This is a genomic window from Halomonas sp. A29 (assembly GCF_046723295.1).
Lineage (GTDB): Bacteria > Pseudomonadota > Gammaproteobacteria > Pseudomonadales > Halomonadaceae > Halomonas.
Genome location: NZ_JAXQPR010000005.1, coordinates 71,605 through 87,449, shown reverse-complemented (window position 1 = coordinate 87,449; position 15,845 = coordinate 71,605). Strand labels below are relative to the sequence as shown.

The following is a 15,845-nucleotide window of genomic DNA, read 5'->3' as shown; positions in this document are numbered from 1 at the left end:
GTGGCCAAGCATGCATGACGAAATGACTCCCGACGACAGTTGGGCATTGGAAACCCTGGCGATTCGCTGTGGCCACCAGCGTACCCATGAACAGGAGCATGGCGAGCCGATCTTTCCCACCTCGAGCTTCGTCTATGGCAGCGCCGCCGAAGCGGCGCGCAAGTTCGGCGGCGAAGAGGCCGGCAACGTCTACTCGCGCTTCACCAATCCTACAGTGCATACGTTCGAGCGTCGCTTGGCGGCGCTCGAAGGCGGGGAGCGTTGCGTGGCGACGAGTTCCGGAATGGCAGCCATCCTCTCGACGGTGCTCGCCCTGCTACAGGCCGGTGACGAGATCGTCGCTTCTCGCTCGCTGTTCGGCTCGACCGTCAGCCTGTTCGACAAGTACTTCGGCAAGCTGGGAATCACCACGCGCTATGTGGAACTCTCTGATCTGGTGGCCTGGGAGGCGGCAATCACGCCCCGTACGCGCCTATTGTTCGCCGAGACCCCCTCCAACCCGCTTTCCGAAGTGGTCGATATCGCGGCGCTTGCCGAAATTGCCCAGCGCCATGGCGCGCTGCTCGCCATCGACAACTGTTTCCTGACCCCGGCGCTGCAGAAGCCTCTCGCTCTGGGGGCGGATCTGGTCATCCATTCCGCCACCAAGTACCTGGATGGGCAGGGGCGTGCGGTCGGCGGCGCTGTGGTCGGTCGCAGCCGGGAGCTCGAGGAGGTGTTCGGTGTTGTCCGCACTTGTGGGCCGTGTCTGAGCCCGTTCAACGCCTGGATCTTCACCAAGGGGTTGGAAACACTCAGCCTGCGCATGCGCGCGCACTGCGAGAATGCCCAGGCCTTGGCCGAATGGCTGCAGGTGCACCCGGCGGTGGCGCGGGTCCACTATAGTGGCCTGTCGGATCATCCGCAGCATGAACTGGCCAGCCGTCAGCAGGGCGGTTTCGGCGCGGTATTAGGCTTCGAGGTGAAAGGGGGGCGCGAGGCTGCCTGGTCGGTCATCGATGCCACTCGTATGCTGTCGATCACCGGCAACCTGGGGGACGTCAAGACCACCATCACTCACCCTGCCACCACCACTCACGGGCGGCTCTCGCAGCCGCAGAAGGAAGCGGCGGGTATCGGTGAGGGGCTGGTCCGTGTAGCGGTAGGGCTCGAGGCGCTCGATGACATTCGTGCCGACCTGGCGCGCGGGCTCGATGCGCTGAGCTGATTTCAACCCGGGTGGCGCGCCTCCCGGGTTGAACAGGGAATTTTTACGAATGTAACGTTCGGTTTTTTCAGCGCATCCTGATAATGCGTTGCGGTATGCTGCCCTCCATCGACGACGAAGCTCAACGGGAGCGACGAGATGTGGCGCAACACCCGATCAGGCTGGGGCCTGGTCAGCATCACCTTCCATTGGGTCAGTGCCCTGGCGATCGTGGGGCTATTCCTGCTTGGCTGGTGGATGACGGACTTGGGATATTTCGATCCTTGGTACAACCGTGCCCCATGGTGGCACCGTTCCATTGGCATGCTGCTGCTCTTCGCCACGCTGCTGCGTATCCTCTGGCGATTTTTCCAGCCCACCCCGGTGGCTCAGGGGAGCCGCATCGAACGTGTTGCGGCCCACCTCGGCCACATCGCCCTCTACGTCCTCATGCTGACGGTAATGATCAGCGGCTACCTGATTTCCACCGCTCGCGGGCGTGGCATCAGCGTTTTCAACTGGTTCGAAGTACCGGCATTGGTCAGCCATTTGCCCAACCAGGCGAGCATAGCCGGTGAGATCCACTGGTACAGCGCCCTGGCTTTGCTGCTGCTGGCGGCAGGGCACGCCCTGGCGGCTCTCAAGCATCATTTCTTCGATCGTCACGATACCTTCACTCGCATGTTGAACCCGGCACGTACGCGTCGCCGTTGAACGCCAGCGCCTCCGTGCGCTTCAATCAAGGAGAGACTCATGTTCAAGAAAGCCGCACTCGCTACTGCCCTTGGCGCCGTTTCCCTGGCCACTGTCGGTCAGGCCCTGGCCGACGACTACGTGGTGGATACCGAGGGGCAGCACGCCTTCATTCAGTTCAAGATCAATCATCTCGGCTACTCTTATATTCTGGGTAACTTCGAGGAGTTCGAGGGTCGCTTCCACTATGATCCGGACGATCTCGAAGCCTCCAGTGTCGAGATGGAAGTCCAGGTGGGCAGCCTCAACTCCAACCACGCGGAGCGCGACCGTCACTTCCTGAGCGACGACTTCCTCAGCGCCGACGACTACCCCACCGCGACCTTCGTTTCCACCGGCTTCGAGCCGACCGGAGACGATGAAGGCGTGCTCACCGGTGATTTCACCCTTAAGGGCGAGACTCGCGAGATCGAGATGCCGGTGACCCTGATGGGTGAAGGGGAAGATCCCTGGGGCAACTACCGCGCCGGGTTCGAGGGTTCGACGACGCTGACGCTTGCCGACTTCGGCATCGACATGAGCGATTTCCCCGAAGTGATGCACGAGCTCGAGCTCTACGTCACCTTCGAGGGTATCCGCCAGTAGGACCAACTGGCGAACGACTCGCCCAGGCGGCACGTACGGCACCCCCGGCCATGGGCCGGGGGTGTTCGTTTATTGGGACGCAGGCGGGAGGCGGGACGGTCTCAGCGGGTTTCGTTGAGCACGGCATCGGGGAAATGCCGCCTGAGAATACGGTTCTGGAACTCATCCACGAACCGGCTGTTGATGATGATGATGAAGCGTTCGAAAGCGGCATCCGGTACCTGCTGGGCGATACCGTCGATACTGTGATACAGGCGGTCGTCGTGCAGGTGGAGGATGTCTCCTTCCTGTAGCGTGGCTTCCATCAGCGGCTGCGTACCGGCCTGATCGGCGTACAGGTGGTTGTTGCCACCGCTGACGTTCTCACGCTGGAGTACCATGATGCTCAAGGCCTTGCAGCCGTCGGCATGGATGCCCTGACCCTGCAAGGGGTCGACATGGCCTTTGCCGCGCACACCGGTAATCTGCATCAGGATCGGTTCGTTGGGCCCCAGGTCCCACAGCATCGCCCAGGCGCGTACGAAAGCCTTGACGTCGGCGCGGGCCAGGAACTCGGGTGTGAGGGGCTCATAGTACCGCAGCCGATCTGCCATGCTTTCCGCGGCATTGAAGGCTCCGCCCTGGGCCATGGGGCAGTGTCCCATGTCCCTGACCTCGCCGGTTTCGTCCAGTGCCAGCCAGGACATGCGTTTCCAGCGTCTGTTGACGTAGGGATCGCGGGGCAGGTCGGCGGTGAAGGATTGCCAGGCCGAGAGATCCACGCGTGAGCGAATGTCGGTCAAGGCCCAATGACGGCTGGCCAGGTCACGGCTGACACTTGGTGACCAATAGTGCACCAGCGGATCGATTGGCATGCCGGTGTAATCGTAGCCATGCTTGAGTGTGTCGAGTTTCATGTCGCTATCTCCAGGTGGGGCGGGCGGGATTGCCCGCTGTTGTCGGGGATGCCCCGCTCAACAATGAAAAATGAAAAGAAATGCAATCATATGTCAAATATTGTATCTGGAAATGTTAGACCGTTCGGCTGAAGGCGGAAGGTCGGGAGAAGGAAAAAAAGAGGATGCAAGACAAAGGACGTAGGAGAATTCTTACAATGCTGTGTAGGATGTAACGAAAAACGGTGAAACTGTTCCATTATGCGAACATGAACGCCGTCATACCCCTTGCGAGGATGTCGTATGTTCCGCGAACAGCGCTTCAGGCGGTGGTTGCGCCGATGGCTGACAAGACTATCGGCCGCGGTGGCTGCAGGTCCCGTGGAAAGCGACGATGCCGTCGAGCGCGTACGCCGCCAGTACCTTGAGAGCGAGCAACGCTTCCGCGCCTTGCTCGAGAGCCTGCCCAAGGTGGCGGTGCAGGGTTATGACCGCGATCGCCGTGTCATCTACTGGAACGAGGCCAGTACGCGGCTCTATGGTTACCAACCGGAAGAAGCCTATGGTGGCCTGCTCGAGGATCTGATCATTCCCGATTTCATGCGGGAGGGGGTGATACAGGCGCACCGGGCCTGGATTCGGCAGGGGATCGAGATTCCGGCGGAGGAGCTGGAGCTAAGGCACAAGAGCGGCGAACTGGTACCGGTCTTCTCGCATCACGTGATGCTCAAGGAGCATACCGACGATCCGCTCATGTTCTGTGTCGATGTCGATTTGTCCGACCAGAAGCAGGCTCATCGCGACCTCGAATTCGCCACACGCTATGACAGCTTGACCAAGCTACCCAACCGGCAGACCTTCGAGACCGATCTCGACCATGTTCTCAATGGGATTCGCCACCGCGGTATCGGCCTGGCCTTGGTCTATCTCGATATCGATCGCTTCGTCGAGATCAATGACGCCCTGGGTTATGAACAGGGTGATCAGTTGCTGGTGGAGTTGACGCGCCGCCTGCGCGATGAGCTGCGCTCTACCGATCTGTTGTCCCGTGTATCGAGCGATGAGTTCGTGTTGGCCTTTCCCGGCCTGCGTTGCGAGGAGGATGTGCTGCAGGTCGTGAACAAGATCCAGGGGCTGTTCAAGCATCCTTTCGGTCTGGAGGGGCGTGAGCGTCGCATCACGGCCAGCATCGGTGTCTGCCTCTTTCCCGATAATGGCAGTGGAGCACGTGAGTTGATTCGCAATGCCGACGTGGCCAAGAACCGTGCCAAGCTGGAGGGTCGCGGAAGCGTGCGCTTCTTCCACCAGCACCTGCACGACGAGCTGGTACGCGAGCACCGCATGGCCGAGAACCTGGAGCGTGCTCTCGACGCCCATGAACTCACGCTACATTACCAGCCTCAAGTAGCGGCGATCAGCGGGCGAATCGAGAACCTGGAGGCTCTGCTGCGCTGGGAGCCACGCGAGGGGCCAGCGATATCCCCACATGAGTTCATTAGCGTGGCCGAGCGCTCTGGACTGATCCATCGCCTGGGCGATTGGGTCATGGAAGAGGCCTGCCGGCAGCGGGCGCAGTGGCGTGACGCCGGTGTGTCGCTGGAGCGAATCGACATCAATGTCTCGGGGCGGCAACTGTCGAGCCCGGATGTGTTCGAGCGCCTGTACCAGTGTCTGGCCCGTCACGGGCTCGGTCCGCGGGAAATCGGTATCGAATTGACCGAGAACGTGCTGATCGAAGCCGATGGCCGGATCCTGGAGGGTCTTTGGGAGCTCTACCATCGCGGCTTTCGTATCGCCATCGACGATTTCGGTACCGGCTACTCCTCGCTGAGCTACCTGAAGCGATTCCCGGTAACGGCATTGAAGATCGATCGCAGCTTCGTACGTGATGCCCCGGGGGAGCCCAAGGACCGAGCCATCATGGAGGCGGCGGTGTTCATCGGCCACCGCCTCGGGCTCGAGGTCGTGGCCGAGGGAGTCGAAGATCAGCAGCAGTTGGAGCTGATCCGCGAAATGAAGTGCGATCTCGTACAAGGTTATTACTTCTACCGTCCGATGCCTGCAGCGGCTATCGAGCGCATCCTTCTGGGGCTGGTGAGCAGCCCCGAAGATTTGCGGGGCTGAACCTGGGGGCGTACTTTCGCGTAGAATGCGCCTCCCCCGCATGTCGATGGAGTTCCCCATGCCGCCTCTCTCAACCGATGCCTCCCTGGGTTCGACGCTCTGGCGGCAGACCTGGCCGATGGCCATCGGGGTATTGGCACTGCTCGGCTTCCAACTGGTAGACAGTGCCTTCGTCGCTCGTCTGGGCACTGCGCCGCTAGCGGCCCAGTCGTTCACCTTTCCGTTGACCTTCCTCATCATCGGTATGCAGGTGGGGCTCGGCATCGCGATCGCGGCGCTGATCTCGCGCGCACTGGGTGCCGGCGAGACCGCCAGGGCAAGGCGGCTCGGTTCGCTGGTGCTGATGGTGGGCAGCGTGACCATCGCTCTGCTCGCGTTCGTGTTGTGGTGGGTCCAGGCACCTATTTTCTCGCGCCTGGGGGCCGACGCAGCAACGCGAGTACTGATCCGTGACTACTGGGCACCGCAGCTGTTCGCGGCCTGGCTAGGAGCGGTTCTCTACTTCATCTATAGCCTGTTCCGCGCCCACGGCGATACGCGGTTGCCCGGCAAGATGATGGTGATGACCAGCCTCGTCAACCTGGTCCTCGATCCTCTATTGATTTTCGGTTTGGGCCCCTGGTCGGGGCTGGGGCTCCCCGGGGCAGCCTGGGCCACGGCGATTGCCTTTGCCAGCGGCCTGTTTCTGGTAGTCAAGCGGCTGCGGCAGAACGACTGGCTGGCACGTCGCGGCCTCAGGCGAGAGCTGGTTGGCTCGGCAGGACCCTTTGCCAGCATTGCCGGGCCGGCGATGGTCAGTCAGCTGATGCCGCCATTGGCGGCGATGCTTGCCGTTTCCGTAGTCGCGAGCCTGGGCGAGTCGTCGGTGGCCGCATGGGGCCTTGCGAGTCGGCTCGAGACACTGGCGCTGGTCGTGGTGCTGGCCATGACCATGTCGCTCCCCCCCTGGCTGGGTCGCTGCTACGGCGCTGGCGACTGGGTACAGGTCAGGCAACTGGTGCGTCTGGCGCTGAAGATTGTGGTGGCATGGCAACTCGCTTTGGGAGTTGGGTTGGCTCTACTCGCACCGTGGGCCGCCCAGTTGTTGGCGGGCAGTCCTGACGTGCGTGACGATCTGACGCTACTGATCCGTTTTCTACTGCCGAGTTATGCCGCCCTTGGTGCTTGTATGCTGGTGGTTTCCGCTGGCAACGCGCTGGGTTGGCCGCTGCGTGCCATGTTGATGTCCACTGCGCGGCTGTTCGTGTGCTATCTCCCTTTCCTCTGGCTGGGGACTGCGCTTGGTGGCCTGCAGGGGCTTGCCATGGGAGCGGCGTTCGGCAACGTGCTGGCGGGGGCGGCAGCCTGGCAACTGATGCGCGTCATGTTGGCACGAAGAGAGGCCAGTGACCGCTACGCGTCGAAACTTTTTCCTCGCGGGCGAACCTGAGGCTTATTCTGCTGTCAGGGTTAGGACGTAGTGGCTCGACCGGCTCGGGTCATGAAAGCAACTCTGATGGAATGGAGTAAGTAATGAAGCTCACCAAGTTTCTGGCAACGATCGCGCTCACCCTGGGTATTGCCGGCGTAGCGGCAGCACAGCAGATGGAGGCCCCGTCTCAGGGGGATCAGGTGGATCAGCTCAATCAGTTGCTCGACCTGGACGAGAACCAGCAGCAGGAGATTCGTGGCCTGCTGGAAGAGGCCGAGAGTCAGCTGGCGCCCAAGGAGCAGGAAGCCCAGGCTCTCCAAGCACGCCTCGGCGATTATGTCGGGCCCGATTTCGATGAAAACCTCATTCGTGAGGATGCCGCACGGCTTGGCGACCTGACTGGTGAGATCACCGCCGAGTCGGTATTGCTGCAGTCTCGTATCGAGGCGGTGTTCACGGAAGAGCAACGTCAGCAGTTGGATGAGGCGATTGCCCAGCAGCAGCAGCAGATGCAAGACATGCAGAACCAGATGCAGCAGGAGGGCCAGCCGGCCCAGCCCGTACAGTAAGTTCGGTCCCGTCAGCGGCTTCCTTTCGGGAAGCCGCTGTATTTCTCTCTCCCTCGCTGTCTTCGAACGTCGAGAACTCAACCTGATGATCTTCTGCGGTGCTCCTGTAGCGAAATGAGGACAGTAGTTAACACCTCGCCAGGCCAGCATTCTTTCCGCTTTCCCTTCCTCCACTGTTGCTTCGCTGCGACAGATCATGGTGCTTTGATGCGCTATGTGGGCTTTTAATAGAACGGTGTTCTACTATAATTTATTGTTTTTTAAACCTATTTTTGCATCATGGCATGCCTCTCGCTAGGTGTGGTATGAGCGGCTGAAACAATGAGCCGCTCGCGAGGACTCTCACAGAAATAGCCCCAAGGAAACGGGGCGAGGAGGCACTATGAAGCTCAAGACATTGACTGCCAGTATGGCCTTGATTCTTGCCGGTCTGGCCGGAACAACCGTACATGCCGAGACGGAAGAGTGGCAGAACGGCAATCTTGCCACCATGTCGACGATGACCAGTGGGTCTACCGTACTGTTGGCACAGGCCGGCGATGCCGAGGGCGGCGCCGAAGGCGGAGTTGATGGTGGCGTTGATGGCGGAGTCGGTGGCGATGCCGAGGGCGGCGTCGAAGGCGGAGTTGATGGAGGCCTTGATGGCGGAGTCGATGGCGATGCCAACGCTGAAGGTGGCCTCGACGGAGATGCCGACGCTGAAGGTGGCCTCGATGGGGATGCCGAAGGCGGCCTCGACGCCGATGCCGAAGGCGATGTCGATGGGAATGTCGATGTCGAGAGCGATGTGGAAGCGGAGTCCACGGAGGACATCGGCGTGGAATCAGAGGCCGACGCCGAGGCGGAGACCGAGGTCGACGCCGACGATCGTACGAAAGCCCCGGGGCTGGATCGCGCAATGGAACGGGCCGCCGAGCCTGCCCAGGATCGGATCGAAGCGAATCGCGATCGTATCAGGGGAACTGCCGAGAGTGAGGCTGAGGCCGAAAGCGCCATCGACGCCAACTGAGCCACCAGCAATCCGTATCATGCTGGAGAGATCAAGGGAACCCGGGGGGCGCCGCTGCGCCCCCCGGTGCTTGTTCGCATCAGTCGACAGTGGGCGGTGGTGTAGCCGTAGTGGCTCTCGATGACGGTACGTGCGGTGCCGCCAGCTTCTCCTGCTGCCAGGCAAAATAGAGAAACAGGGCGCCCATCACCAGGTAGCCGAGGGTGAAGTCCCAGGCGGCGTTCAAGGCCAGTTCTGGGGCGTGCATCAGGCCGACGAATGAGAAGGCGGCCGCTACCGCGGCAAAGATGGCTGCTCGGCGGAACTGGTGATCGATGACCGAGACGGTCATGGCACCGATGAAGATGGCCATGAACATGGCGCCCTGACCCATGGCGACGATGCCGCTCGAGATGTCGGCCACCACCTCGCCGGCGCCCCGATTGAAACGGGTCATCACGTAGTTGGCGAAGTAGGGCAGCATGGCCAGCGCCACGGCGGGGTAGTAGCGCGTGTCGTTGCTCTGGAAGGCAGTGGCAATCATCGACATGCCGACGAAGACCAGTATGGGGGCAACCACCGAGACCGGGATGATGGCTGCCAGGGCGGCGATCAGGCCAAACATGGTGGCCAAGGCATAGACCGCACCGTTGAGGATGCTGTAACCACGGCCCGCGCCCATCCATTTCGCGCCCACGGTGGCGATGTATACGGTGGTGGGGAAGACGCCGCCGAACAAGGCGCCGATCATGGTGCCGGCGCCATCCACGGCCTGGCATTCGCGCACGTCGTACTTGTCTCCAGCAGCTTCCATTGCTTCGACGTTGTTCATGGTTTCGATGGCGTTGTACAGCGTAATGGGCAGCACCACGGTGAGCACTGCCAGCATGCCGGTGAACAGCAGTCCCAGGCCTTCGAACCAGGCGAGGTTGGGCAACAGCGGGTAGAAGCCGAGGTGGGTGAAGGCATCGCTGAAACGCTCGCCACTGGCATCGCCGATCAGATATGCCATGGCCGTGCCGATGACGATGGCGAACAGCGAGGTGGGCAGGCGGAAAGGCATGCTGACCCGTGCCACCAGACCGACGATGATGATCGCTAGCACCAGCAGGCCGATGACCGGCATCTCAAGGGTCTTGAACAGCATCTCGCCGGCAATGAAGGTCAGTGCGACTCCGGCTACGGCACCGAGCATGGCGGCACGTGGCAGATGATACTGGACCCAGCGGCCGATGAGGCTGACGGCGGCCTCGATGGCGCCGCTGATGAAACAGGCGGCAACGGCCACCTTCCAGGCCAGCTCGGCATCCCCGGTAAGTTGCTTCGCGGGTAGCAAAACGCCGAACAGGAAGACGAACATGACCGGGGTGGAAATGCCGTAAGAAAGGGCGGTGACGTCGGCGCGGTTCTCCTTGCGTGCCAGGCGGGCTGCCGTCCATGCGTAATAGAAGTTGCCCACCATGACCGCCACCGCTGCCCCCGGCAGTACCTGGCCGAATACGATGGAAGCGGGGAAGCCCATGCCCAGCATGCTGATGGCAATGATGACGAAGTTCGCGATATTGTTTTGAAAGAGAGCGAAGAAGGCATCGGTGTCCTCCTTCTTGTACCAGGGATAGTGCACAGGGGAAGCCGCCATGATGAGCCTCTTGTGTGTTGGGGTTGTAGTCAAGGCAGGCTCAGTGTGGCCATCTCCTGACTGATTGGTCAAGTCTGCCTTTGTCGTATACTGGCACTGTCAATTTAAGTGTCGCCGTGTACATGGGGATTGCATTCCGCGAGAGGAGAGCATCGATGAGCTCAGAGGAGAGCTGTATTGTCCGTCACTTCAACTATTTTCATTCGGTATCGAATGAGGACAAGGAGCTGTTGGCGCGACTGGAGGACAGCGCCACGCGGGCACGGGCGGGCACCATCCTGTGGGAAGAGCAGGATGAAGCTGATGAGTTCTGTACCCTCAGGCACGGCTGGGCATTTTCGTATCGCGAACTGGAAAACGGCACTCGCCAGATTCTGGAAATCTATCTGCCTGGCGACATCATTGGCCTGCGGGAGTTCGCCTTCTCGCAGCGCCTGGCCGGGGTGCAGATGGTCGAGGATGGTGAGATCTGCTTCTTTCCCCATCGCAATCTCGTCGATATCTTCCGGCGTTCGTTCACCCTTACCTCGATCCTGTTCGCCGTCGCCAGCCGACAGCAGGTACTGTTGACCGAGCGTCTGGTCAACCTGGCGCGACGCAACGCGCGCCAGAAACTGGCCCATTTTCTGCTAGAGATGTGTCAGCGTATCAAGCAGACCAACAGCGATGGCTGCGAACGCTTCCGCCTTCCGCTATCCCAGGAGATACTCGCAGACCTGCTCGGGCTCAGCACGGTGCATATCAGCCGAACCTTCACTGCTCTGAGCGATGACGGGTTGGTCTTCCGTGATCGCTACAACGTGACGATACCGGACCTGGAAGCCCTGAAGCAGGAGGCTGGATTCGATGATCGCTATCTCATCGAGAACATGCGTCCGCTTTTCAATGGCGCGAAAGCTTGAGACGAACGAAGAGCCGGCGAGCTGGCCATATATGCAATGCCCCGGCCATGGCCGGGGCATTGTACTGTTGACGACCAGCGAGATCAGTTGACCGCGGCAATGGCCTTGGCCAGGTAGGGCAGGTTCTCATGGGAGAAGCCGGCCACATTGGCCCGGCCAGAACGCACCATGTAGATACCGAACTCGTCGCGCAGGCGATCGACCTGCTCCGGCTGCAGGCCGGTATAGGAGAACATGCCGCGCTGCTCGGCCACGCAGGCATACTTCTGATCGAGGCCGTAGGGTTTCAAGGCCTCTACGAAATCACGACGCAGGGTGTTGATGCGGTCGCGCATTTCGGTGAGTTCCTCGCGCCAGAGGGCGGCCAGCTCGGCGGAGCGGAGGATCTCGCTGACGATGGCACCGCCATGCGCCGGCGGATTGGAGTAATTCTCACGCGCCACGATGGCTACCTGTGAGCGAATGTTCTCCATCTGCTCCTTGTTCTTAGCCACCATGATCAGACAGCCGGTACGCTCGCAATAAATGCCAAAGTTCTTCGAGCAGGAACTGGTGATGATCACTTCGTCGAGGTTCTCGGCCAGCAGGCGTACGCCATAGGCGTCCTCGTCGAGACCTTCGCCGAAGCCCTGGTAGGCAAAGTCGATCAGGGGCAGTAGGCCGCGCTCACGGACCACTTCCAGAATCTGTTGCCATTGCTCGCGGGAGAGATCGAAGCCGGTAGGGTTGTGGCAGCATGCATGCAGGACGATGACGTCGCCGGCGGGGATCTGTTTGACCGCTGCCAGCATGCCGTCGAAGTCGAGGCGATTTTCGGCGTCGACATAGGGATACTTGTGCAGCTCGATGCCGGCGGCAGTGAAGATGCCGTGGTGGTTCGGCCAGGTGGGGTTACTGACCCAGATGCCCTTGCCGGGGAGCTGGCTACTGATGAAGTCGGCAGCCAGACGCAGTGCGCCGGTGCCACCCGGTGACTGGGTCGCGCTGGCGCGGCCGGCTTCGAGCACCGGGGAACCTTCGCCCAGTACCATCGGCAGGACCACCTGGCCGTACTCGGGCGCCCCATGGGAGCCAATGTAGGTCTTGGTGGTTTCGTTCTTGAGCAGCAGGGCCTCGGCTTCCTTGACGGCGCGCATCACCGGGGTGTTGCCATGGGCGTCCTTGTAAACGCCAACGCCGAGATCGACCTTCTCGGGATTGGTATCCTTTTTGAAGGCCTCGATCAGGCCGAGGATGGCATCCCCGGGAACCCGCTCAATATGTTCGAACATTTATTTCGCTACCTCGTCGGTTCTAGCGGCAAGAATGAAGTCGTTGCGATGCAGGCCCTTGATCTTGTGTGTCCACCAGTTCACGGTGACCCTGCCCCATTCGGTCAGTAGCGCCGGGTGGTGGCCAGCGGCCTCGGCGATTTCACCTACGCGATTGGTAAAGGCCAGGGCCTGCCGAAAATCAGGAAAGGTAAAGACCCGCTCAAGCTGCATGATGCCATCGCGCTCGACAATCTGCCACTCGGGGACTTCGGGCTTGAACAGCCTGATCTCGGCTTCCGTGACGGTGGGAGACTCCCGCTGACAGGCTTCGCAGGGCTGGCGTGAGAGTGGTGACATAGGGCTTCCTGGTACGTGTGGCACGAATATGGCTACGCTGACGACAGATGTCTTTCGAATCCCGAACCGCGCTGGCGCTTCAAGATGCGTGCTATGCATGGGGGAGTCCGATGCTTCATCAGGATAGCGCCTTGCCACTCTGGCTCAAGTTGCTGTTCACAGGATGGATCCTGTTCTGGGCACCCTCCTTTGCCTTGATGCTTGGGACGCAGAACTATTTCTGGCTATGCAACGTGGCGAGTTTTCTGATCCTGGCCGGCCTGTGGCTTGAGAGTCGTGTGCTGCTCTCGATGCAGTGGCTGTCCGTGGCAGTGGTAGGTATCTTCTGGACCCTGGATGTCGGTACGGCCTGGGTGAGCGGAGTGCATCCCATCGGCGGCACGGAATACATGTTCGACCCGGAGCACCCCTGGTTGGCACGGGTTTTGTCGTTCTATCACCTCGTTCTGCCCCTGGTGGCGGGCTTTGCCATGGTGAGACTGGGTTACGACCGGCGTGCCCTGTGGTGGCAAGCAGGCCTGACCTGGTTGCTGCTGCCGCTGACGTATCTGTTCACCGAGCCCGAGCGCAACATCAACTGGGTGCATGGCCCCTTCGGGAGCGAACAGACGCTGCTAGACCCGCTGACTTACCTGGCCATGTTGACTGTGGCCTGGCCGTTCGTACTTTACCTGCCAGTGCATGGGGCGATGTGCTGGCTTCAGGGGCGCCGTCTACTACGCTGAGCCCTTGCTGCAGGTAACGACCCGGTTGCGTCCCCGGCGCTTTGCCGCATACAGGCTGCGGTCGGCTCTGTCGATCAGGGTGTCTCGCGGTTCACCCAGGCGGTATTCGGCCAGGCCGATGCTGGCCGTGACCTGGCCGGGCTCGATACCGAAATCATGTTCGGCGATGGCGCGGCGCAGCCGTTCGGCCAGGGGAAGGCTGGCGACCAGGGGAGTCAAGGGCAGCACTACGGCGAACTCTTCGCCTCCGAGTCGGCCCACGACATCCTCCTCACGCAGCAATTGATGGCATTGATTGGCGAATTCGGCAAGCACCTGATCGCCTTGCAGGTGCCCCCAGGTATCGTTGATGCGCTTGAAGTGGTCCAGGTCGATCAACATCAGGGAGAGCGGGCTCCCGTGTCGATTGCTCTTGGCGATTTCCTCGTCCAGCCGGGCCATCAGCCTGCGGCGATTGGCCAGTCCGGTCAGGTCGTCCGTGTCCGATAACCGGCGCAACCTGGCTTCCTCAGCCATCTGCTCGGTAATGTCGATCATCAGGCCATGCCAGAGCACGCCGTTCGTCGAGTCCTCGGGTTGGGCGCGAAGTGCGACCCAGCGGCAGCGCAGGCTCGACAGGCGCAAGCGGAACTTGGTGGCGATGGGTATGCGCCAGCGAGCCGAACGCTCGATGGCGGCCATCACACGTGGGTAGTCTTCCTCATCCAGGCGGTCGAGCATATGGCGAGCGTCCTGGTTCAAGGCGTCGCGGTCTATCCCCGGCAGGCTGGTGCCGCTTCCGGCCAGGTAGGGGAAATGCATGTGGCCATGATGGTCACGATGAAACTGAAAGACGACGCCGGGCAGGCGTTCCGTGAAGTCACGCATGCTGATCGGCTCATTCAGCCCCCCTCCCGTCATGGCATTCTTTTCAGGCATGCGGGTGTCCCTTGTGGCCTGCTGCGTACAGGCATATATCCTGATGTTGTTATGTTAACGGCCCAGCGCCTGATGGCGAAGGCGCAGCTTCCGCGAGAAGCCACCTGCCTTCAGGAGGGAGCCGTTGAGAGAATGCCTAATATACGATGTAACAGTGAGTAAATCATCTGGTAGAGGTTGTAAGAGATTGGCTACATCGCTTGTAAGAATAAGCCTCATCCGGGAGAGGGCTCAACGCGCTGCGTCGTATCGTGCTCTTCTGCCCCGGGTGAAAACGACCTGCCAGAGCTGGAGGTCACGGGCGCGGAAGGCGCCGGCGCACACCGACAGGTAATAGCGGAACATGCGCTCGATGCGCTGACTGTAGCGGTCGGCGATCTCGTCCCAATGGGCATCGAAATTGTCGCGCCAAGCCATCAGCGTCCTGTCGTAGTCGGGGCCGAAGTTGTGCCAGTCCTCCAATAGCAGCAGGCCCTCGCTGGCGTCGGCGATGTGGCATGCCGACGGCAGGACCCCATTGGGAAAGATGTAGCGGTCGATCCAAGGGTCGACGCTGATCTCTGAATTGTTCGAGCCAATGGTATGGAGCAGGAACAGGCCGTTCTCGGCCAACAGGCGCTCGACGGTCTGGAAGTAGACAAGGTAGTTGCGATGTCCTACGTGCTCGAACATACCGATGGAGACGATGCGATCGTAGCAACCGGTCAGTTCGCGATAGTCCTTGAGTTCGATCGTAACGGGCAGTCCGGCACAGCGTTCGCTGGCCAGTGCCGCCTGCTCGCGGGAGATGGTGATTCCAGTGACCGAGACGCCGTGATGACGGCTGGCATACTCGGCAAAGCTGCCCCAGCCACAGCCGATGTCCAGCACGTGCATGCCGGGGCGCAACTCGAGCTTGCGACAGGCCAGTTCGAGTTTGGCGAGCTGGGCTTCGTGAAGGGTTTCCGCTTCTTTCCAGTAGCCGCAGGAGTAGCACATGGTAGGGTCGAGCATGCGCTCGAACAGATCGTTGCCCAGGTCGTAGTGCGCTTCGCCGACGATATAGGCGCGGGCCTTGCTCTGCAGGTTGAGGAGTCCCGCCTGGAGGCGATACATGATGCGATCCGAAGGGGGGCGGGCACGCTCTCCTAGGCCGTGCTGGAGTAGGCGGCAGGCCATCTCGTCGATCTGCTCGCACTCCCACCAGCCGTCCATGTAGGATTCACCCAGCCCCAGGGAGCCCTGGCGCAGGATCCGCGAACAGAAGTCGGGATGATAGATCTGCGGGTCCCATGGGGCCTCGCCGTTGAGGGTGATACCGGAGCCCTCCAGCAAGGAGTTCAGCACTCGCTGGGCTCGACTGTCAGTCAGGGCGATGGGGCCAATGCGTTGTTCGCTTGTCATGGAGTCCTCCCGGTCCATCGGTTCAAGGCTTGGCGGTAGCCGTTGTCATTGTCTTTGTCGCCTTGGAAACCGTGTAACGTCGTTCGGGCGCAATGGCTTGCTCATATTAGGTAAGAGCATAGTTCAGGCTGCGGAGAACGGTTAATGGTCCGTGACTGGTATAATCGAGCTATCTAT

At 60.9% G+C, this 15,845-nt stretch carries 15 protein-coding genes; 9 read left to right on the top strand and 6 right to left on the bottom strand.

What is annotated here, in order from left to right; all coding sequences use genetic code 11:
* The first annotated feature begins 10 nt into the window (after positions 1–10).
* From SPH52_RS10790 to SPH52_RS10780, 3 genes are all read left to right on the top strand, one after another.
* Positions 11–1,207 (top strand): O-succinylhomoserine sulfhydrylase, encoded by a 1,197-nt coding sequence (locus tag SPH52_RS10790; RefSeq protein ID WP_411795028.1) that lies wholly within the window; start codon positions 11–13, stop codon positions 1,205–1,207.
* A gap of 138 nt (positions 1,208–1,345) precedes the next feature.
* A complete protein-coding gene (locus tag SPH52_RS10785) occupies positions 1,346–1,900 on the top strand; it encodes a cytochrome b (protein ID WP_411795027.1) in 555 nt (184 codons plus the stop codon).
* A gap of 39 nt (positions 1,901–1,939) precedes the next feature.
* Positions 1,940–2,524 (top strand): YceI family protein, encoded by a 585-nt coding sequence (locus tag SPH52_RS10780; protein WP_411795026.1) that lies wholly within the window; start codon positions 1,940–1,942, stop codon positions 2,522–2,524.
* A gap of 101 nt (positions 2,525–2,625) precedes the next feature.
* Here the strand turns inward: SPH52_RS10780 and SPH52_RS10775 are convergent, their stop codons facing one another.
* On the bottom strand, positions 2,626–3,420 hold the full coding sequence (locus tag SPH52_RS10775; RefSeq protein WP_411795025.1) for a 2OG-Fe dioxygenase family protein: 795 nt from the start codon (positions 3,418–3,420) through the stop codon (positions 2,626–2,628).
* 282 nt (positions 3,421–3,702) lie between these two features.
* On the opposite strand from SPH52_RS10775, the gene SPH52_RS10770 reads away from it, so the two are divergent.
* The 4 genes from SPH52_RS10770 (at position 3,703) to SPH52_RS10755 (ending at position 8,512) form a co-directional block, all read left to right on the top strand.
* The gene (locus SPH52_RS10770; RefSeq protein WP_411795024.1) at positions 3,703–5,523 is read left to right on the top strand and encodes a putative bifunctional diguanylate cyclase/phosphodiesterase; all 1,821 of its coding nucleotides are present in this window, start codon (positions 3,703–3,705) and stop codon (positions 5,521–5,523) included.
* Between the two features lie 58 nt (positions 5,524–5,581).
* Positions 5,582–6,952 carry an MATE family efflux transporter gene (locus tag SPH52_RS10765; protein ID WP_411795023.1) on the top strand — a complete coding sequence of 457 codons (1,371 nt, stop codon included), beginning with the start codon at positions 5,582–5,584 and terminating at the stop codon, positions 6,950–6,952.
* A gap of 83 nt (positions 6,953–7,035) precedes the next feature.
* Entirely contained in the window at positions 7,036–7,503 is a 468-nt protein-coding gene (locus SPH52_RS10760; RefSeq protein WP_411795022.1) for a Spy/CpxP family protein refolding chaperone, read from the top strand.
* A gap of 382 nt (positions 7,504–7,885) precedes the next feature.
* On the top strand, positions 7,886–8,512 hold the full coding sequence (locus tag SPH52_RS10755; protein ID WP_411795021.1) for a hypothetical protein: 627 nt from the start codon (positions 7,886–7,888) through the stop codon (positions 8,510–8,512).
* 79 nt (positions 8,513–8,591) lie between these two features.
* Here the strand turns inward: SPH52_RS10755 and SPH52_RS10750 are convergent, their stop codons facing one another.
* Positions 8,592–10,130 carry an NCS2 family permease gene (locus tag SPH52_RS10750; RefSeq protein WP_411795020.1) on the bottom strand — a complete coding sequence of 513 codons (1,539 nt, stop codon included), beginning with the start codon at positions 10,128–10,130 and terminating at the stop codon, positions 8,592–8,594.
* Positions 10,131–10,285: 155 nt separating this feature from the next.
* Here SPH52_RS10750 and SPH52_RS10745 point away from each other — a divergent pair, with 155 nt between their 5' ends.
* Positions 10,286–11,032, top strand: coding sequence for a Crp/Fnr family transcriptional regulator (locus SPH52_RS10745; RefSeq protein ID WP_411795019.1), 747 nt, complete (start codon positions 10,286–10,288; stop codon positions 11,030–11,032).
* Between the two features lie 83 nt (positions 11,033–11,115).
* On the opposite strand, the gene SPH52_RS10740 is transcribed toward SPH52_RS10745, so the two are convergent.
* Positions 11,116–12,303: an aromatic amino acid transaminase gene (locus tag SPH52_RS10740; protein ID WP_411795018.1), complete on the bottom strand. Its 1,188-nt coding sequence runs from the start codon at positions 12,301–12,303 to the stop codon at positions 11,116–11,118.
* On the bottom strand, positions 12,304–12,642 hold the full coding sequence (locus SPH52_RS10735; protein WP_411795017.1) for a 4a-hydroxytetrahydrobiopterin dehydratase: 339 nt from the start codon (positions 12,640–12,642) through the stop codon (positions 12,304–12,306). It lies immediately after the preceding gene.
* Between the two features lie 110 nt (positions 12,643–12,752).
* Here SPH52_RS10735 and SPH52_RS10730 point away from each other — a divergent pair, with 110 nt between their 5' ends.
* Positions 12,753–13,367, top strand: a complete 615-nt coding sequence (locus tag SPH52_RS10730; RefSeq protein ID WP_411795016.1) for a hypothetical protein — start codon at positions 12,753–12,755, stop codon at positions 13,365–13,367.
* Here the strand turns inward: SPH52_RS10730 and SPH52_RS10725 are convergent.
* Positions 13,359–14,285 carry a GGDEF domain-containing protein gene (locus SPH52_RS10725; RefSeq protein WP_411795015.1) on the bottom strand — a complete coding sequence of 309 codons (927 nt, stop codon included), beginning with the start codon at positions 14,283–14,285 and terminating at the stop codon, positions 13,359–13,361. The genes SPH52_RS10730 and SPH52_RS10725 overlap by 9 nt on opposite strands.
* A 231-nt stretch (positions 14,286–14,516) precedes the next feature.
* Positions 14,517–15,668 carry a cyclopropane fatty acyl phospholipid synthase gene (cfa, locus tag SPH52_RS10720; protein ID WP_411795014.1) on the bottom strand — a complete coding sequence of 384 codons (1,152 nt, stop codon included), beginning with the start codon at positions 15,666–15,668 and terminating at the stop codon, positions 14,517–14,519.
* Positions 15,669–15,845: the final 177 nt, after the last annotated feature.

Excerpts from the sequence above, each read along its gene's own strand:
- SPH52_RS10745 (WP_411795019.1), top strand. The coding sequence starts at position 10,286 with ATGAGCTCAGAGGAGAGCTGTATTGTCCGTCACTTCAACTATTTTCAT.
- SPH52_RS10730 (WP_411795016.1), top strand. The coding sequence starts at position 12,753 with ATGCTTCATCAGGATAGCGCCTTGCCACTCTGGCTCAAGTTGCTGTTC.
- SPH52_RS10785 (WP_411795027.1), top strand. The coding sequence starts at position 1,346 with ATGTGGCGCAACACCCGATCAGGCTGGGGCCTGGTCAGCATCACCTTC.
- SPH52_RS10755 (WP_411795021.1), top strand. The coding sequence starts at position 7,886 with ATGAAGCTCAAGACATTGACTGCCAGTATGGCCTTGATTCTTGCCGGT.
- SPH52_RS10760 (WP_411795022.1), top strand. The coding sequence starts at position 7,036 with ATGAAGCTCACCAAGTTTCTGGCAACGATCGCGCTCACCCTGGGTATT.
- SPH52_RS10725 (WP_411795015.1), bottom strand. The coding sequence starts at position 14,285 with ATGCCTGAAAAGAATGCCATGACGGGAGGGGGGCTGAATGAGCCGATC.
- SPH52_RS10735 (WP_411795017.1), bottom strand. The coding sequence starts at position 12,642 with ATGTCACCACTCTCACGCCAGCCCTGCGAAGCCTGTCAGCGGGAGTCT.
- SPH52_RS10790 (WP_411795028.1), top strand. The coding sequence starts at position 11 with ATGCATGACGAAATGACTCCCGACGACAGTTGGGCATTGGAAACCCTG.
- cfa (WP_411795014.1), bottom strand. The coding sequence starts at position 15,668 with ATGACAAGCGAACAACGCATTGGCCCCATCGCCCTGACTGACAGTCGA.
- SPH52_RS10740 (WP_411795018.1), bottom strand. The coding sequence starts at position 12,303 with ATGTTCGAACATATTGAGCGGGTTCCCGGGGATGCCATCCTCGGCCTG.
- SPH52_RS10770 (WP_411795024.1), top strand. The coding sequence starts at position 3,703 with ATGTTCCGCGAACAGCGCTTCAGGCGGTGGTTGCGCCGATGGCTGACA.
- SPH52_RS10780 (WP_411795026.1), top strand. The coding sequence starts at position 1,940 with ATGTTCAAGAAAGCCGCACTCGCTACTGCCCTTGGCGCCGTTTCCCTG.
- SPH52_RS10750 (WP_411795020.1), bottom strand. The coding sequence starts at position 10,130 with ATGGCGGCTTCCCCTGTGCACTATCCCTGGTACAAGAAGGAGGACACC.
- SPH52_RS10775 (WP_411795025.1), bottom strand. The coding sequence starts at position 3,420 with ATGAAACTCGACACACTCAAGCATGGCTACGATTACACCGGCATGCCA.
- SPH52_RS10765 (WP_411795023.1), top strand. The coding sequence starts at position 5,582 with ATGCCGCCTCTCTCAACCGATGCCTCCCTGGGTTCGACGCTCTGGCGG.